Origin of the sequence: Moryella indoligenes (assembly GCF_030812885.1) — a bacterium.
Taxonomy (GTDB): domain Bacteria; phylum Bacillota; class Clostridia; order Lachnospirales; family Lachnospiraceae; genus Moryella; species Moryella indoligenes.
In genome coordinates, this window is record NZ_JAUSTO010000002.1 from 76,151 (window position 1) to 93,609 (window position 17,459).

18 protein-coding genes and 1 pseudogene are annotated in these 17,459 nt (G+C 46.1%); 5 read left to right on the forward strand and 14 right to left on the reverse strand.

The genetic code is table 11. The annotated features are described in order from the left end of the window. Window position 1: 1 nt before the first annotated feature. The 4 genes and pseudogenes from J2S20_RS01715 to J2S20_RS01730 form a co-directional block, all read right to left on the reverse strand. Window positions 2-493 carry a YcxB family protein gene (locus tag J2S20_RS01715; protein ID WP_307252387.1) on the reverse strand — a complete coding sequence of 164 codons (492 nt, stop codon included), beginning with the start codon at window positions 491-493 and terminating at the stop codon, window positions 2-4. 152 nt (window positions 494-645) lie between these two features. Further along, window positions 646-1,209 (reverse strand): alkyl hydroperoxide reductase subunit C, encoded by a 564-nt coding sequence (gene ahpC / locus J2S20_RS01720; RefSeq protein ID WP_106613111.1) that lies wholly within the window; start codon window positions 1,207-1,209, stop codon window positions 646-648. A gap of 188 nt (window positions 1,210-1,397) precedes the next feature. Continuing rightward, window positions 1,398-1,493, reverse strand: a pseudogene (locus J2S20_RS12200) (ATP-binding cassette domain-containing protein); the annotation flags it as partial. Window positions 1,494-1,699: 206 nt separating this feature from the next. Next, window positions 1,700-1,834 carry a hypothetical protein gene (locus J2S20_RS01730; protein ID WP_307252390.1) on the reverse strand — a complete coding sequence of 45 codons (135 nt, stop codon included), beginning with the start codon at window positions 1,832-1,834 and terminating at the stop codon, window positions 1,700-1,702. A gap of 213 nt (window positions 1,835-2,047) precedes the next feature. On the opposite strand from J2S20_RS01730, the gene J2S20_RS01735 reads away from it, so the two are divergent. Then, a complete protein-coding gene (locus J2S20_RS01735; protein ID WP_307252392.1) occupies window positions 2,048-2,347 on the forward strand; it encodes a hypothetical protein in 300 nt (99 codons plus the stop codon). Window positions 2,348-2,465: 118 nt separating this feature from the next. Here the strand turns inward: J2S20_RS01735 and J2S20_RS01740 are convergent, their stop codons facing one another. The 7 genes from J2S20_RS01740 to J2S20_RS01770 all read right to left on the reverse strand — a co-directional run bounded on the left by J2S20_RS01740 (window position 2,466) and on the right by J2S20_RS01770 (window position 10,892). Continuing rightward, a complete protein-coding gene (locus J2S20_RS01740; protein ID WP_242934008.1) occupies window positions 2,466-3,431 on the reverse strand; it encodes a putative PEP-binding protein in 966 nt (321 codons plus the stop codon). Next, on the reverse strand, window positions 3,391-4,113 hold the full coding sequence (locus J2S20_RS01745) for a phosphoenolpyruvate-utilizing N-terminal domain-containing protein (protein WP_307252394.1): 723 nt from the start codon (window positions 4,111-4,113) through the stop codon (window positions 3,391-3,393). The genes J2S20_RS01740 and J2S20_RS01745 overlap by 41 nt, the downstream gene beginning before the upstream one ends. Before the next feature lie 42 nt (window positions 4,114-4,155). After that, a complete protein-coding gene (locus tag J2S20_RS01750; protein ID WP_307252396.1) occupies window positions 4,156-5,826 on the reverse strand; it encodes a cobaltochelatase CobT-related protein in 1,671 nt (556 codons plus the stop codon). A gap of 124 nt (window positions 5,827-5,950) precedes the next feature. Further along, window positions 5,951-6,841 (reverse strand): AAA family ATPase, encoded by an 891-nt coding sequence (locus J2S20_RS01755; RefSeq protein WP_106613108.1) that lies wholly within the window; start codon window positions 6,839-6,841, stop codon window positions 5,951-5,953. Between the two features lie 254 nt (window positions 6,842-7,095). Next, window positions 7,096-8,448, reverse strand: coding sequence for a YjiH family protein (locus J2S20_RS01760; protein WP_106613133.1), 1,353 nt, complete (start codon window positions 8,446-8,448; stop codon window positions 7,096-7,098). Between the two features lie 342 nt (window positions 8,449-8,790). Then, entirely contained in the window at window positions 8,791-9,246 is a 456-nt protein-coding gene (locus J2S20_RS01765; RefSeq protein ID WP_307252400.1) for a DIP1984 family protein, read from the reverse strand. 107 nt (window positions 9,247-9,353) lie between these two features. Further along, on the reverse strand, window positions 9,354-10,892 hold the full coding sequence (locus J2S20_RS01770) for a cytosine permease (protein ID WP_307252402.1): 1,539 nt from the start codon (window positions 10,890-10,892) through the stop codon (window positions 9,354-9,356). 105 nt (window positions 10,893-10,997) lie between these two features. Between J2S20_RS01770 and J2S20_RS01775 the strand changes: the two genes are divergently transcribed. Beyond that, a complete protein-coding gene (locus J2S20_RS01775) occupies window positions 10,998-11,432 on the forward strand; it encodes a hypothetical protein (protein ID WP_307252404.1) in 435 nt (144 codons plus the stop codon). Beyond that, complete coding sequence (locus tag J2S20_RS01780; RefSeq protein WP_307252406.1) at window positions 11,429-12,091, forward strand: metallophosphoesterase family protein; 663 nt, start codon at window positions 11,429-11,431, stop codon at window positions 12,089-12,091. The genes J2S20_RS01775 and J2S20_RS01780 overlap by 4 nt, the downstream gene beginning before the upstream one ends. 84 nt (window positions 12,092-12,175) lie before the next feature. On the opposite strand, the gene J2S20_RS01785 is transcribed toward J2S20_RS01780, so the two are convergent. The 3 genes from J2S20_RS01785 to J2S20_RS01795 all read right to left on the reverse strand — a co-directional run bounded on the left by J2S20_RS01785 (window position 12,176) and on the right by J2S20_RS01795 (window position 16,633). Continuing rightward, window positions 12,176-14,140 carry an FAD-binding protein gene (locus J2S20_RS01785; RefSeq protein ID WP_307252408.1) on the reverse strand — a complete coding sequence of 655 codons (1,965 nt, stop codon included), beginning with the start codon at window positions 14,138-14,140 and terminating at the stop codon, window positions 12,176-12,178. 131 nt (window positions 14,141-14,271) lie between these two features. Then, a complete protein-coding gene (locus J2S20_RS01790; RefSeq protein WP_307252410.1) occupies window positions 14,272-15,354 on the reverse strand; it encodes a GntR family transcriptional regulator in 1,083 nt (360 codons plus the stop codon). Window positions 15,355-15,472: 118 nt separating this feature from the next. Then, window positions 15,473-16,633 (reverse strand): iron-containing alcohol dehydrogenase, encoded by a 1,161-nt coding sequence (locus J2S20_RS01795; RefSeq protein ID WP_307252412.1) that lies wholly within the window; start codon window positions 16,631-16,633, stop codon window positions 15,473-15,475. Between the two features lie 168 nt (window positions 16,634-16,801). On the opposite strand from J2S20_RS01795, the gene J2S20_RS01800 reads away from it, so the two are divergent. Together J2S20_RS01800 and J2S20_RS01805 are read left to right on the forward strand one after the other, a co-directional pair. After that, the gene (locus J2S20_RS01800; protein ID WP_307252414.1) at window positions 16,802-16,939 is read left to right on the forward strand and encodes a hypothetical protein; all 138 of its coding nucleotides are present in this window, start codon (window positions 16,802-16,804) and stop codon (window positions 16,937-16,939) included. A gap of 88 nt (window positions 16,940-17,027) precedes the next feature. Then, window positions 17,028-17,459, forward strand: a complete 432-nt coding sequence (locus J2S20_RS01805) for an HIT family protein (protein ID WP_307252416.1) — start codon at window positions 17,028-17,030, stop codon at window positions 17,457-17,459.

The window sequence follows — 17,459 nt, forward strand, 5'->3', positions numbered from 1 at the left end:
TTCATCGAGAAGGCGAGTGTTCCGAGGTCGGAATGCCCGCCTTTCTTTCTTCCTTAAGACTCTTAAGTAAAGCCAGCAACTCGTCCGAGCAACGCTCCTTTTTCACTGCCATGCTCTGGTTGACTCCAACCATGAGATAAAAATTCGTCTTCGTTTCCTTCACCCGGTATAACTGGTCATAGCGGATTTCCGATCTGCTGGCAGCAGTGTGCACTACCATGCGATCCCGATAGAACACATAGTCCACCCGCCTGCTATCTGCTGCTATTTTCTGTGAGCGATAGCTTTTGTTCATGGAATAGCGGTAAAAGCCAAAAACCAAGCACGGATAGGCCAATGCCATGGAGAAGCAAATGATTCCCTCTTCCGCATCCCCGCTCTGTAATGAAATCCCACCTGCCGCCAGAAGCAGCATCGAGACAATTCCGCTGATTATAATCGCCTTTCTTCGCTTCAGCGCCCAACACATGGTCTGATATTCCTCATATGTCATTTTGATCGATGTCCGATATCCCTGTTCCTCTACCTGATTCCTCCATTTCCCACCGGCACTCCGACATTCGGTTTTCTGCAGAAAAAACTGCAGCCAATTCTGACTGCAGTCTTTTATCAGCGCCAATCCTTTTGATTTTGAAGCTTCGCCTTTTACAGCGCACCCACCAAATCAATATCCGGCTTAATGGTGCTTACACCCGGATGCCATCTCGCAGGGCAAACCTGATCACCATGCTCCCGGACGAACTGGCACGCCTGAACCTTGCGAAGCAGCTCATCGGCATTTCTCCCCACATTTCCGGAGGTAATTTCATATGCCACAATCCTGCAATCCGGGTCAATGATAAAGGTGGCGCGCTCCGCCACACCCTCGTCTTCGATCAGGACATCAAAATCCTTTGCCAGCACGTGGCGGGGATCTGCCAGCATCGGGAACTGAATTTTTTCAATCCGATCGGAATGATCATGCCACGCCTTATGTACGAAATGTGTGTCACAGGACACGGAGTAAATTTCACAGCCGATCTCCTTGAACGTCTGATAGTGATCCTGCAAGTCTTCCAGCTCCGTCGGGCAAACAAAGGTGAAGTCCGCCGGGTAAAAGAACAGCACGCTCCAGTTTCCCTTCAGATCATCCTTTGTGATATCCTTGAACTCTCTGTTCTGATATGCCTTGACCAAAAACTCTCCAACTTCTTTTTTAATGAGTGACATCTATCCTTCCTCCTTCATGATTCATCGCTTGGATACAATGGGAACAGAAATACCCCCGCTCTGTTTCCGGGCGCACCCTGACCTATGAATTAGGCGTCCCTAATCACACCCCTATCATATGCTACTTTCCGGAATATGAACAGTCCTTTTTCGTATTTTAGTCTATATTTGTCTTTTCGTCTATCTTTTGAATTGAACCCGGCAATCATTCGGAGCAGCGTGGTCTTTCCGCAACCGGATGGTCCCAGCAGTGTAAAAAACGCCCCATTCTGAATCCGCGCAGACGGTTCCGATGGTTCCCGACCAAAGCAGATCCGCCTGCGGTGCGCCGGCTTCCGTCTCAATTCTCTTCAGTGCGTCTCCGGTTCCCATAGCAAGGCAGTCCGCCTTGCTTCCGGTGTCCTCTTCAAATTTGCTCAACATACTGTCGATCATTGGCTCCGTGAGCGAACTGTATATGATCAGTGACTGATCGCCTGATGCCGTCTTGTCAGCCGTATCTCCCGATACAGAAGCTGCCAGCCTGTCCGCCTTCCCCCTTTTCTTCCTTGGAAGCGCCTCCACAGACGCCAAGGGATACTGCTGTCATCGCCGCCAATATTCCCATGAGTATTTTCTTTTTCATAGGAATCCTCCTCCATTTTTGTTCCTGTTTCTTTCATTTCTCACGATCTTATTGTTGGTTTAGCCAATATTTCTCCGGAAATAAATTCAAAAATCGGTCAAATTATCTCAATTTCTGAACAAGGTTATTCTATTCCTCTGCTCTGTGAACCTTTGCTTCTCCCGATTCGTCTTTCTAAGAGGCAGATCAATGCTGCAAAAAGGAGGAAAAAACATGGAACAACTCTCAACATACCCAGAAGAATCAAAAAAGCTTTCCATCATCGGCTACCTTACCTGGATCGGCTTTGCCATCGCATTGATCAAGGGAGATCTGAAAGATGACTACTTTCGCTTTCATATCAATCAGTCCCTGATGATCCATCTGGCGGGCATGGCAGGCTTCTTCGTTCCCGTAGTCGGTCTTGTTTTTTCGATGATCTCCCTGGTTTTCTGGATTGTCGCTCTGTGCGGCGCCATAAAGGGAGAAAAAAGAAAGGTTCCACTCATCTCTGACATAGAGCTGTTGAATTAAAGCCAAGCTCTGAGAAAGCAGCCCCATGGACTCCTGCCCACAAAAAAGCAGTCCCCATGGCAACGCATGGCGGCTGCTTTCTGTCTCCTCAGGCGGCACTCAGCAATCCGGAGCCATCCTAGTTTCCGAGATCCAATTCTCGAATTTTCTTTCGGAGCGGCAAAATTGCCCCGGGATTAACCGACAATTCATCAATCTCGCAGCAAAGCAAGGTTTCCGTAAGCTCCGGCACTGCCCCCAGCTCCCCGCAGATTCCCACCGGGATTCCGTGGCGGTGTCCGGCTTTTACCGCCATGCGGATTTGACGAAGCAAGACCGTGTAACCCGGATCTCCATGGGTATCAAGATAGCGGTTCATTGCAGGAGCAGTCCGATCCATCGCAAGGGTATACTGCAAAAGGTCATTGGTTCCGATGGAAAAAAAGTCGCAATTCCCCGCCAGCTCATCCGCAATCAGCACTGCTGCCGGCGTTTCAATCATAATTCCAAGTGTGTAACTGCCCACCGGCATCCCTTCCCGCAAAAGCGCCTCCCGGCACTGCGTTAACATGGCGCGGCTTTCCGAAAGCTCCGACTCAGAGCTGATCATCGGGAGGAGAATGCCCAGATTCCCAAATGCCGACGCCCGAAGTAGGGCGCGAAGCTGTGTGCGGAACATATCCGGATGGCAAAGACAAAACCGGATGGCACGGCACCCGAGCGCCGGATTCTCTTCTGTCAGGAGCTGCATATATGCCGTCCTCTTGTCCGTCCCGATGTCGCAGCTTCTGATCACCACCCGCTTTGGTGCAAACGCCTGGACCGCCTTCCGATAAACCTGAAACTGCTCCTCCTCTGTGGGAAACCGATCTCCGTCCAGATACAAATACTCCGAGCGAAACAGACCGATTCCCTCTGCATCCGCTTCCCTTGCCGCATTCAAATCCTCCGGCGATGAGATGTTGGCAGCCATCCGAATTCGCCTTCCGTCCCGCGTCTCGCTTGCCTTTCCCTTCAGATCCTGCAGTTTACTTCTTCCCGCTTCCTGCTTTTTCTCTCTGCTCTCATACCGCGCGATCCGGATCCAGATACACGATGCCCGCATCTGCATCCAAAACTGCACAGTGCCCATCCCAGGTTTCTCCGATTTCCCCGCACTGCACCAACATCGGCACTCCCATCGTCCGTGCGAGAATCGCCGTATGACTGTTTTGCGTTCCTTCTCTGGTAACCATACCAAGCAGGCTGCTCCTATCCAGCCGAATCACATCAGAAGGCATGAAATCCTCTGCCAGAAGAATCGCCGGCTTCTCCGGATCCTCTCCCCCCGCTTCATTCCAAAGATATCCCGGAGAATCCCCGCGGAGTGCAGTCATCAGCTCCTTCTGCATCTCGATAACATCTCTCGCCCGCTCCCCCATGTAATCATCGTCCAGTCCGGACAAACGCTTTGCCTGTGCTTCAAACGCCTCCTGTACGGCATACTCTGCTGTATGCCGCTGCTCTTTGATCTCCCTTCTCACTGCTGTCAGCAAATCGATATCCTCCAGCATCATAATATGAGCAGCAAACACCTCCGCTGTGCCCTTTCCCAGCTCCTTCAGACTCCGCTCATACAGTCCCTGCTGACGCAAAACCGCAGCGTTCCTCGCTTTTTCCAGACGAATCAGCTCCCTCTCCCTGTCTTCTGCCCATTCTGCCGCCGCGATTCTTTCTTCTCCCCAATGCCATCTGACCGGACCGATCGCAATCCCGCCCGACACGGATTTTCCCTTTGCAGTGATCATCCTACCCCCCTGTTCTCCCGCTGCGCCCACGGCTTTGCTCGTTTATTCCGACAGCTCCCGCTTCAAAAAGCTTCCGGCGATACGGGAAAAGTTTTCGATTCCATTCAAATAGGCGAAGGAATTCCCAAAAATAATTTTCTCATCCTCCAGCTCTTCCTCCTCCCCCACAAAAAGCCCAATCACTGTGATCCCCTTCCTCCGCAGCCCACGAAGCTGCTTTGCACTGTCCCAAACAGCATACTCGCCGGTGTAGGACGGAAACAGCTTTGCCCGTTTCCGGCTTACAATCTGATCGTTGGGAATCCCGTCGCTCAGCATCAGCAGAATCCGCTTTTCCTCCGGTCTGTCCAAAAGTCCTGCTGCGCAGGCCTTCACCGCCAGTCCGTCCCGGTTGTTGCAGCTTCCGTAATACTCAAAGATTCTTAAATTATCAGGGTGACCGCCCTCATAATCCCGAAAACGGCGCAAAACCGTAAAATCTCCCAGTGTACAAAAACTCATCACGCGATGCGGAATCTGTACCTCATCCAAGGCCTCGCTCAAAATATAGCCCTGCAGCGCAACCATCCCCTGCCTCGGCTGGAGAGACCCGCTTCCGTCAAGCAGAATGTCCACCACAAAGTCTTTTTTTTCATTCTGAATTTCTCTCAAAAACAAATTGGGATTGTTCGTTCTGCCAAGATTCCAGAGCTTGGACGGAACCAGCCTTCCAAAACTGGCATGGTACGTATCCTTTTCCTCCCGAACACGGACAGCATTACAAAATGCATCCGAAATGGATCGAATGCTCTGGTACACCTGCGCCCGGTGCTCCTCCAAAAGGGATTGGTTTTCTTCCCGTATTCGGTTATAAAAGCCTTCCATGGAGGAACTCCTTTGCAGTACATCCTTTGACAATCCGTCCGTAAAATGCAGCTTGCAGCCGGAATGGACGCCGACACACAGCTCCCCGGTCAATGCATCCAACGCTTTTTGTGTCAAAAAGCTTGTTCCGAATTGATGTTCAATCGAAGCCTCTACCCGCGCCATGGATGCATCATCCAGTATCAGATCCTCTCCTGCTCCCCTGGTTTCGTGTTCTTTTTGCTCCCCGTCAGACGACCCGGTGATCTGAAACAAAGTCTCTTCCTTTTCCCCGTGATCGGAGCCTCCCTCCTCGCCGGTCTCCTTTCCGGCCACGCGGAATTTTTTTCGGAATCCGCGTTCGCTCAGCATCGTGTACAGTGTGACTGCCTGACTGACGAGGGCTTCTGCACTCCGGCACGCCGTGGCTCCCTCAATTTTTTGCATCAGCCTCTGCCACTGCCCCCTAGCTTCCCTCCGATTGCCCAGCTGCGCTTCCAGCCAATTCTTTTCCAACTCTCCCCATACCGTGTGCGTAAGCCTTTGCATATCCCCGGTCAGAAGTGTATGAAAGGCAGACCGCCTAAGCTCAGCAATCCCGGGACGTTGCTCACAGAGCGCCCGATACAAGGCGCTGTCAAGACAGACAAAAAACAAGGGGAGAAGAACCTCTTTCTCCTTTTCTCTCCTGAAAATTTCCCGTCCGAGCCATGCGTCCAGCTGTCTCAGTCCGTTTAATTCCGGTTGCTGCTCCCCGGCTTCACGCTCCGCTTTCCTTCGTTCCGAATAAACGATCTCTGCGCAGCCAAGCAGCGCCGCGCTGTACAGGCAGGGCTGATCCCCCGCTTCTCTCCACGCTTTGCTCGCCAAATCCACACACTCAGGAAGGCGCTTCCGCCCCGATTGACCTGACACCGTGCCAAGCAGTCCTAAAAATCGAAGTCTTTTTTTCTCCTCCGAAGGAGATGATCGTTCCGATTGCATGGGTCTCTCCTCAGCTCTCGAACATCTCAGATGCGTTCAGGCTCTCCGAAAATCGCGTGCGGATGACATCCTCCACCAGCTGACGCTCAAATGGATCAAAGCACTTATCCGATATGCCTGCCTTCAGTGCGTGGAACGGCGGTATGCCGATTCGTACCATGCGAAGCGCCGCGATCATTCCTCTCAGATCCACAGCGCGGGAAGACACCTCTCCGCTCTCCGCCTTTTCATGGAGATCCAAAAAAAGTGCTGACAGCTGATCCAGTATGGATTTTCTTACACCCGGAAGCTTTTGGTCAAACAGCCGATTTAATTCCTCCCGGGACAGCACCGGCATCTGAATCACGACGAAACGGGACACCAGCGCCTCATTCAACTCCCTCGTGCCTGCATACCCGTAATTCATGGTCCCGATAAAACGCGTCGCAGGATGCAGTGCAATCCGCTGGTACCCGGGAACATCAATCAGCCGCCTGTAGTCCAGCGCCGCGTGAAGCACTGCCATTGCATCGCTTTTTGCCATGTTGATCTCGTCCAGAATTCCAAAGCCGCCATATTCCGCGCAGCGATAGATCGGCCCCTTCCGCAGGATTACACGATTGTTTTCAAAGGTGTCCGTCCCAATCAGCATACTGCTGTCCACGCCGACGTGAAACGACATGGAATAGACCGGCCGCTCCATGAGCCACGCAAGATTTTCTGCCAGAATATTCTTTCCCGTCGCCTTGCTGCCGCAGAGCAGAACATTTTCCCCTTCCAGCAGGGCCGCCAAAGCAATTTCCAGTATGTCTTCCCCGATAAAGTCCGTCGTCGGCTCTGTCACCCGGTATTTGACTGCTTCATCCACGGGATACTGCCGCCTGAATTCTCTGAGTTTTTCTTCTAACCTGGGATTCATCATGTTTACTCCTTGATTACAACACTTACCGTTTCTGTCACAGCGCTGCTTTCTGTCTCTGTCTAAGCACTGCTCGTTGTTTCTACCATAACACTGCTTGCGGTCCCTGTCACAGCCCTACACACTGTTTCTGTGACAGCACTGCTTTTTGTCTCTGCCTAAGCACTGCCCGCCTTCTCTATCATAACACTTCAAGACAAAAAGCGGAGTCTTCCGGATGGAAAACTCCGCTTACGATACCGGATCAAAATTTTCTTTTAAAACAGCAGCTGCGCCAGTGGGCAAACAATGAGAAGAGAAATCACAGTCCTCTCCAAAAAAATCACAAACATATCCAAAAGACTTACGGGAAGCCTGGAGGCGAGAATCAGCCCTCCCACCTCCGACAGATACAGCACCTGTGTCACAGAGACAACCGCAACAATGAACCGGGTCATTTCACTGGCTCCGGCTCCTGCAATCAAAATCGATGGGGTAAACATGTCGACAAAGCCCACGATCATGGTAGAGGCAGCAGCAGCAGTATCCGCCTTCGGTACCCCAAGGAGCGCAAGCAACGGACGGAAGGGAATCCCCATCCATTCGAACACCGGAGTATGGTTCGCAATGATCAGCGCAACGGTTCCGATGCACATGACAGTCGGCAGTACGCCAAACCACATCTTAGCAGAATTTAGGGCGCCTTTTGAAAGGAATTCCCCGACTCCCCGGTGCTGCGAGACGCGATCCATGGCAAGCTTCATCCCGTACTCCCCGGCGGAGCGGTATCCCTCCGGAATGGTCTCCGGCATTCTTGCTCCCTCCTTCAAATAGCTGTCTTTCTTGCGGCTAAGCGGGGGGATCCTGGGCGAAATGAAGGCACACACAACACCGATCAAAACAATCGTCAGATAGTAGATTCCAAACATCTCCACTAAGTCCACCTGGTTCAGCACCACGAGACTGAAGGTGATCGATACCGCAGAAAAAGTCGTCGCAATTACAGAGGCCTCCCGCGCAGAATAGTATCCTCCCTCGTACTGATTGCAAGTCAGCATCACACCCAGCGTTCCGTCTCCAATCCAAGACGTGATACAATCCACCGCCGCGCGCCCCGGCACCATGAACAGCGGACGCATCAATTTTGTCATCAGCGCTCCGACATACTCCAGAAGTCCGAAATCCAGCAAAAGCGGGAGTAAAAGACCGGCTATGACAAAAATGATGACCAATGTGCAAAGAAGATCGTAGAGAATGAAGCCGCCCTGATCTCCGGAGGAGATCAGGCCAAAAAATCCCGCTTCGACACCCAGAATGGTGATCCAGCAAAATATACAGCCAATCACGCGGATCGCCGTCCAGAACAGGGATACCCTGAAAATCTCATCCAGCATTTTGTGTCTTGCCATCCACTTGGGCTTTATGAGAGAAACCACCGACATGACTGCAGAAACCGTCAGAATGCCGGTGCACAGTAACGGAAGGGCGTCCCCGATTGCAGCTGCAATGCGATCAGCAATAATCTTTACAATCACCGTCCACTTATCCTGATAGTTGACTGGAATCATAAACAGCACAATTCCCGCGACCGATGGCACAATGAAAAGTAATTTTTTTTTGAACTGCTCCATGCTTTTTCCCTTTTCTGTCCAAAATTCATAAAAATTAAAAACAGCCTCATGAGTATACTTCATGAGGCTGCGTATTTCAAGTAATGTTTCAGATATCCCGGTCTGGATCTGCATGGATATGCAGTTTTTCTAAATCCCCAAGCCCTCCCTCGTTCTGTGACACATGCTCCGGTTATAACAATATTGGATGACATTGCAATTGTGAGCGATCCGGCAATCTGTGTAAACGGGATTCGAACCCGGCTGTGCCCTCTTGCCTGCCATTTACGATTATTCGGTTTGAAGCTCCATTCTCTGCTTCCGAGATCGCATACTCCTCACAGAACTACCTGCAAAACCAAGTCAGACTGCCAATTCCACAGACCAGTTGGCGCTTTGAATCTTATTGTCTGTCAGGCGAAGCTCTTTTGATATCCGGTCGACCTTTTTTTGAATGTCACGCACATTAACCGCACAAATCACCTTAATCTCCGTATGAAGCGCACGTCCGCTTAAATTGGACGCATCCCGGACAATTTCCTGATATGCAGCGGCCTTTCGCTTCAGACAATCCCGGTCAGCCATCCACTCTGTCAGCGTCTTACCGTCTACGATCGTTTTGCAATTGGTCAGATTGATCGCCGCGATCAAAAAATTCAACCGCTGAATTGCTTCGTCCAGCTCTTTGATCAGTTCATTCGGATCTTCCGCCGTTTTTTCTCCCTCCTGCACCGTTACATTGTTGCTGATTCGCTCTTCAAGCTGACTGATCTTTCGATTGAGATCCGCTCTCTCCTGTAACGCCTCCGCAAGCTTCATCGGACGATTCTCCTCCGGTCAAACATATGTGTGATATGGCAGCGTTGACTGCCCTGTCAGTGTAATTACTCTGAGGTGATTGTAACACAAAAACTCAAAAAGAGGGATTAGATCGAACTTTTCACCGAGTTTGTTTCATCATCGTAAATCCACTCGCGTCCGCCGGAAATTCCGGAATATCGGTCTTGTTCTATTCCAAGTTCTTTTTGCGGGTATTTTTTCAGGATCCAAACATGCATTAATGCGTAGTAACTGATCCCGGAAACAACAGATCCTGCAAAGAATGCGATGGATGGAAGCAAGATGCATGCTGCCAGACCGATTACAAACGAGATCATTCCTGCCGGATTGAATCCCTTCGCATAAGCATATTGTCCGCCGTTTTCCTTGTAAAGATCCGGAACATTGATTTTATGCTTTCTGATGAAGAAGAAATCAACAATAGTCATTCCGTACATTGTCGACCAAAGCGAACCTGTTACTGTTAAAAAAACGCCAATGTGATCGATCAAAATCCAAGGCTGTATCACAGCTCCGATGAAGCCGCACACACAAACTCTCATCCAATACGGCATCTTTGACTTAAAAGTGCAGTAATGCACACTCCACTGGGCATCAGGTTGCACACTGCATTCGTTGACCATCGTAAGCGGAGTTTTCCATCCGGAAGACTCCGCTTTTTGTCTTGAAGTGTTATGATATTGAGCCATTACAATCATAACCAGCAAGAATGTCAGGACAATAGGATTCTCCGTAATCGCGCTTACGGCCTCTATCGGATTATAATTTCCAGTAACGAATGTAGAGAGTGCTCCCAAGAAAATCATAAAACCAGACGCAAGCGGCAGTGCAATTAAATATCCGGGAATCGCCCTTTTATTGCGTTTAAACAGACTCTTTTCTCCTTTATCTGTCTTGACATATCTCGACCATGTTTCTACTTCGCAAGCATTGTCAGCCCAATAATTTAATCCCAGCATCATAATATAGAGAAGTGCATTCGCATTTCCGCAAGCTATTTTTGATCCTGTATCAGCGTACACACTATTCCAAGCGTCAATACCATTTAATTCTGCCATATGCAAAAGACGGAACACAAGATAAATTCCGATTAGAATGATTGTTGGAGCCGCAATATTTGCCACCTTCTCCATGGCACCGAACCCGCACGCCGTATTGACCACCTGTACAATAACAAAAATGATAAACCAAAGCTTCCAATTATCATAGCCTGTAAATATTACGACAATCTGGTTAATGGTCATTGCTCCAAAATAGGATTGAACTCCAAACCAAATAGGGCCATAAATGCTGCGTAGCACATTGGGAAGGATCGTCCCTCGTTTTCCAAGGATTGCTGCAACATAAATGGGGAACGATATTCCATGTTCCACACCTATATCACTTGAAATGCAAAAAAAGCATCCCAAGAAAAAGGTTCCTATCACTGCTGCGACTGCAATCTGTTTCAGGTTGCAATAGTATGCAGCTTCTCCTCCGACAGCAAACGTTGCAATAATAATTCCAATACCGATCCAAACATTAAAATATCCCAGAGTCCCGGCATTTTTTTCTGCAAGTGTAACCGGCAATAAATCCCGAGATATTTTAGTGCCCTTTTTCATACCATTGCTATCCATATTCATTATATACCCCTCTCTGTTTTTTAGTATCAGTGCCAGGACTTACCCCATGAAAGAGAGTATGGTCTTTATCTGAAAAAAGAAGACGGGACTATTAAAAACCTTGCTATGCCGGTATGGCACTGGGGAAAGTTTTATGAACAGATCATCCGTCTCGCTTTTAAGAGCACAGAAGAGATTGAGTCTATGAAAGGGAAAAAGGCGGTCAACTACTGGTGGGGAATGTCAGCAGATGTGATCGATGTAATATGTTCTGAAAATATCCCAAATGGCACCAGAAGACTGATCGAATTTTTGAAAAACTCCATCCGAGCAGGAAGCTTCCATCCATTTGATGGTCTGATCTATGCACAGGATGGAAGTGCTAAATGCACCCAGGGAAAAAGCTTAAAGGCTGAGGAGATCATTACCATGAACTGGCTTGCCCAGAATGTGGTTGGCTATATTCCTAAGATTGAAGAGATGAATGAGCGTGCACAGGAACTGATGCAGCTTCAGGGAATCAAGACGGCCGGACAGGCAGAGACGGAGAATGATAAATGAATATAATGATATTTGCAGATCAGGAATCAAAGCTTTTATATGAGTATTATGATCCGGAACGGATGAAGGATATTGATCTGATCATTTCCTGCGGTGATCTGCCTCCGGAATATCTTACATTTTTTGCTACATTGTGCCATGCCCCTCTTTTGTATGTAAAGGGGAATCATGATGGAAAATATGAGCAAAAACCGCCGGAAGGCTGTATCTGTATTGAAGATAATATTTATGTATACAAGGGTGTGCGTATTCTGGGGCTGGGAGGTTCCATGGAATATATACCAGGGGCATCAAACCAGTATACAGAATGGAGAATGAGGGCACGTATCCGGAAACTGCGGTGGAAATTGTGGTGGCATAAGGGATTTGACATACTTGTAACCCATGCGCCGGCTTATAAGCTAAATGATATGGAAGATCTCCCACACCGGGGATTTAAGGCTTTTCTGAAACTGATGGATAAATATCATCCAAAATACTTTCTTCATGGTCATGTGCATGCTAATTATGGGAAAGGTTTTAAACGTAAAGATGTGTATGGCACTACCAGGGTGATCAATGGATACGAGTTTTATGTGGTTGAGTATCCTGGGGAGCCGGTGGAGAAAGAAAAGAGAGATGAAAGAAAGCAGATAAAGGATCTGTGTTCTCACATGTAGATTTTGTCATCGTATTTTTAAGCGGCTGGAGGGATGAGCCGGTTTGAAGCTGGTCTTATCCCTCTTAGCTTAGTATTTTTGCTTTTAATCAATCATACCTATTCGTTCTCGGTATATTTTCCATTGATTTTCAAAGAAATAGTCAACTTCAGGTAATGGGCGTACCGGCCGTCTTGAAGCAGACGGTATCCCTTTTTTTAAAGTCACTTCCTGGATTTCCTGGCTATGCATTTTCAAATCCAGTTTGCAGCGATATAATTCGTCAAAAGGTTTGCAATCTGGAAAACCTGGGAGTTCCCCTAAAGAATCTGTATATAATGCAGACCCCCGGCTTCCTCCGCCTGCTTTTGCATAGTCTAACATGGCAAATAGATACATTTTTTGAGAAAGAAGCATATCATACAGTTTATAAAATAGCGAAAGCTGTGAAACAGAAGGAGACTTTGCTTTTTGTACAAAGTGGCTGATATCATCTTCTGCTTCTTTTAAAGCTGCTTCCATTTGTGCCTGATTACGGATCATGCCTGCAGCCGCACTCATTCTTTTAGCAGCGTTTATCCACAGTTCTGATAGTGTGTGGTTTCCTTCAGCCAGTTCAGAAAGCCTGATCCGATCCAGAGCCTGAATGTGCAGCTTTTCTTTAATATCGCTCTCTGTGGATGAATCATTTCGTTTTGTGTGGACCCTTCTTTTAAGAAAAATTCCTTCGGCAGCCCGGACGGCACCTACTTGACCTGCGTTTAGAGCCGTTCCGCCAGGTCTGGTAACTCCATGACTTGCACATACTTCTCCAATGGCATAAAGACCAGATATATTGGTTTCCCACAGGTGGTTAGTTGACAGACCGCCGTTGTTATGCTGGGTGCATACGGCAATCTCTAAGCGTTCTTTAAATAGATCTATATGGTGATCCTGATAGAAATGAATGGCAGGTTCGTTCATGTGTTTTAAACGTTCAATGGGTGTTCCAAAACATGCTCCGGCCCGGCTTAAATATTCGTTAGCTTCCGGAATCATAGATGTATAGGGAAGGTTGCTGTCTTTTTCAAGTTTTCCGGGATTAACTCTGTAATCTAAAAATACTCTGCGCTTTTTTAATACGGTTTCCTGATAAACTAATAGATCAATTACCGAAGAACCGCCAAAAATCTTATTTACGTCAAATGGCCACTGATAACCTTTTAAAAAAACCATAGAAAGCAGATCTGGAAGTTTCGTAAAGTAATCAAGCAGAAATTCTTTTTCATCATTTCCATCTTGGTCAGTAGAAATAAAGTTTGGAAGTACCTGCATATATGTTCCGCTTACATTCCATCTTGGGTTTAATGAAGCCATTCCAAATTGCCATTCTGTGAGATTTTTTCCAGAAGCACCAGCTTCAAATGCCATACCTGTGGAACCAGTCTGTGAAACAGGATATACACTGTCATGATACATGCCGGCCGGCCCGCCTGTTGCGAGAATCACATTTTGACACCAGATGATTTTATAAGTAGGTTCACTTTGCTCTTTTTTATCCAGGCAGAGGATTCCTTTTATATGGTTCATATATGTAAGTAGCTGGATAGCCTGTAACTGATCTAAAATTAAAATATGTTTCTCTTTTACAGATTTTTCAAGGGCTTCAGTCATAAGCTTAGAAGTATAAGGGCCAGCACTGGTGGCTCTTCTTCCTCTGTCATGATCTGTTTTATAGCCCATAAATTCACCGTGTTCTGTGCATGGAAAAGGAACACCTAACTCTGTAAGCGCAAAAAAACACCGTGGAGAAAGGGCTGCTTCACACAATGCCTGGTCTCCGTCTACGCATTGTCCTGCAAATAGGTCTTCAGCCATATTTCTCACACTGTCAGCGTCGCTTCCTGATAATGTAAGTTTATAATAAGTCTGTTTGTCTGAACCTGTATTTCTGGAAGTGCCTGATTTAATATTTTCTGTTATTATTGCCAGATTGCGTTCGCCATTTTGATATAGGCGTAATGCAGCCTGAAATCCTGCTGCTCCACTTCCGATGATAATGTGTGTAATCGTTTGTTCAGTCAGTTTCATCTTGTCTCCTTTTCTGATCATAAGAAATCCTGATCAAAAATGCCCAGAATAATCCGAAAGAAGAATCGAAAATTATTCTGGGCGAGTTTGTTTTTGATAAAATATATAAAAATGAATTGCAGATGTAAAATTTAGCAAAGTAAAGAACGGACTGTTTCGCCAGGGATCACTTCAACTGAGGTGAGGACTTTTACAGGCAGACAACTGCCGTTGTTTACCTGCCATATCATATGCATTGCCGTAGATTCAGAGATGGCTTCGATATGTGTTTCTACCGTAGTAATCCGTGGGCTGATAATATTATAGTAGCCCAGATTATCATAACCAATCACGCTTACATCGTCAGGTACTGTAAGACCAGCTTTGCAGATAGCATTGATAGCACCGGTTGCCAAACGGTCATTAAATGCAAACAGGGCAGTAGGCATTTTACCTTTATAAGTGCTAAAAAAGTTAAAACATACCATTTCGGCTGCATCATAAAGCCAGGAGCCTGTCTCTAAGATTAATTCAGGAGGAATAGAGAGCCCTTCTTCCTGAAATGCTTGGAGAAATCCGGCGGTACGCTCTTGATTGCTCAAATAGCTTCGTACACCAGACAGTAAGGCTACAGTTTTATGTCCATGTTCAATAAGGTATCTTCCTGCAAGATAAGCGCCTTTGCGGTTATCTGATAAAACAGATGGAAGCTTGTCGGAGTAGCTGTTGACTAAAACGCAGGGGATTTTCTGGTTGACAGCATATTCAATATGTTTTTGAACTACATTACTTACAAAAACGATTCCGGAAAGACCGAGTGCTGTGACCTTATCGGCAATATTATCGGAAGCATCCAGTGTGGTGTAGATTAGGGAACAGCCGTTTTTTTGAAAATCACGTTCTAGTATATTGAACAGGGAAGAGTAAAACGGTTCGGTTATAATATTTTCTTTTGGGAGAAAAAAACCGATGTTTTTGTTGGTGATAACTTTTTGAGGTTCTGGTGCAATAGGGACACTGCTTAAGACAATAGTGCCTTTTCCTGGGCATTTTTCAATCAACCCTTCGTCTGCTAGCATCTGCATCGCCTTACGAAGAGTACTGCGGTTGACATCATACTTTAAGGAGAAGACTTGCTCTGTAGGTAGCAGGCTTCCTACCTTGTAGACATCATTGAGAATATCGTTTTTGATGTCATCATAAATCATGGAATAACGAAATTTTTCTTTGCTCATATTTTATCTGACTGAATTGTTTGTTAATTTGTTGACTAGCATTTGTAAATAAAGTATACATTTAATATTTTAACATGTTCAGTTCTTTCCTGCAATTCATGTTTAAAAACTTGTTCTATCAGTCTTTCATAGCCAGCTCATAAGCTGCTTTCATCAGTTCCTCGTTCAGAGGACGTGGATTGCAGGTAATATGTCCGGTAGTTCTCTTGATTACGTCGATCAGATAATCCATGCTTGGTTCTTCTTTTATATATCCCTTTAAGCAACATGGGGCATCAATGGATTTCTGTAAAGTGGTGATCTTATTTAACAGAGCTTGTACGTTTTCATTGTCAGAAGCCTTTTCTTTGTATACGCCGAATGCCTTGGAAATTTCTACATATTTCTTTTCAGCGTATTCCTGGTTCAAGATAATGGAAGCTGGAAGGAAGATAGAGCATGCATCGCCGTGAGGAATGCCGTATTCGCCGCCTAAAGGCTGGGCCATGATGTGAGCAATGCCAATACCGGCAGTGATGGCAACTCCGCCAAAGTAGCTGGCAAGCATCATTCCGGCTCTTGCTTCCAGATTATCAGGATTGAGGTAAGCTTCTTCTAGATATTTATTTACCAGTTCAATAGCTTTGAAGCCATACATTTCGGTAATTGGTGTTGCGTTTAAAGAAACATAAGATTCAATGGCATGGCTTAAAGCATCCATTCCTGTAGCAGCAGTAATGCGTGCAGGAAGAGCTAAAGTCAGTCTTGGATCCAGAACAACAACATCAGCAATCATGGTGTTATGATACAGGCTTTTCTTCAAGTGATTGTTATTGTTGATAACAACACTGGTTTTAGTAGCTTCAGCACCAGTTCCAGAGGTGGTTGGGATAGCAATAAACAGAGGCGGCTCAACAGTTACAGCTTTTCCACGCATCTGATAATCTTCGGTGTCACCGCCGTTAACGGCCAGCATACCGATTACCTTTGCCGCGTCAACAACGCTTCCGCCGCCTAAAGCAATTGTACAGTCACATCCTTCTGCAATGTAAATGTCGCGTCCGTGGTCAATAATCTGAAGAGTTGGCTCCGTTTTTACTTCGTAAGGAACAACGGTCATGCCGGCGTCTGCCAAGAGAGAAGAGATTTTCTTGAAGGCGTCAAACTCAGTGCTGAAGGTTACAAAAAGAACTTTCTTTTTATTGTACCAGTTTAAGATCCCTGGAATCTCTGCTATCTTATTTTCACCGAAAATAAGACGTCTGTTAAAAACCATTTCAAAACCATTTGTGATTGCCATGATACATCCTCCTTAAAAATGTGTTTGTTTAGTTTGTTCATTTGTTGAGATATCAGAAGAATTTTTACATTTGTTAGTATACATGCTTTAAAAGACAAAGTCAACAAAATAATCAACAATTATCAAAAATGTTGCGAACATATAAAAATGCATATATTAAGGAGGTGAATGAACAAAACACCTATAAAAGATGAAAAAACAAGGGCAGTATCTGTGAAAAATACTGGGAATATGACTGGGAAAATAGATAATAAAGCAAAAACAACCAAGCAAAATGAACGGAAAATCAAAAATAGTCGACATTAATATTGACAACCTATCGAAAGATATGTATACTTATGTATGTGAACAAATATTGATAATGTTGACAATATAAATAAAAAGGAGTCAGGTTATGGGCGAATGTTTCTATTGTGAGGACGGAGAGAAGAGAAAGAGTTTGATGATTGAAGTCTGTAAGTTGAATTATTCTACAATCTACTTAAACAAAAATCAAAAATATCCGGGAAGATGCGTTGTAAAGCTGAATGAGCATAAGACAGAATACTTTCAGATGACCAAAGAACAGAGAGATGGATATTTTGAAGAACTGGCAGCTACAGCAAAAGCAATCTTTGAATTGTACCATCCGGATAAAATCAATTACGCAACATTTGGGGATCTGGTACCTCATGTACATGTGCATGTTGTTCCTAAATATAAAAATGGTCAAGACTGGGGTAATCCATTTGATGATACACAAGGAAAGAAAGAATTGACTGATGCTGAATATCAGAATATGGTAGATGAATTAAAAGAAACTATATTAAAAGAATTAAATAAATAA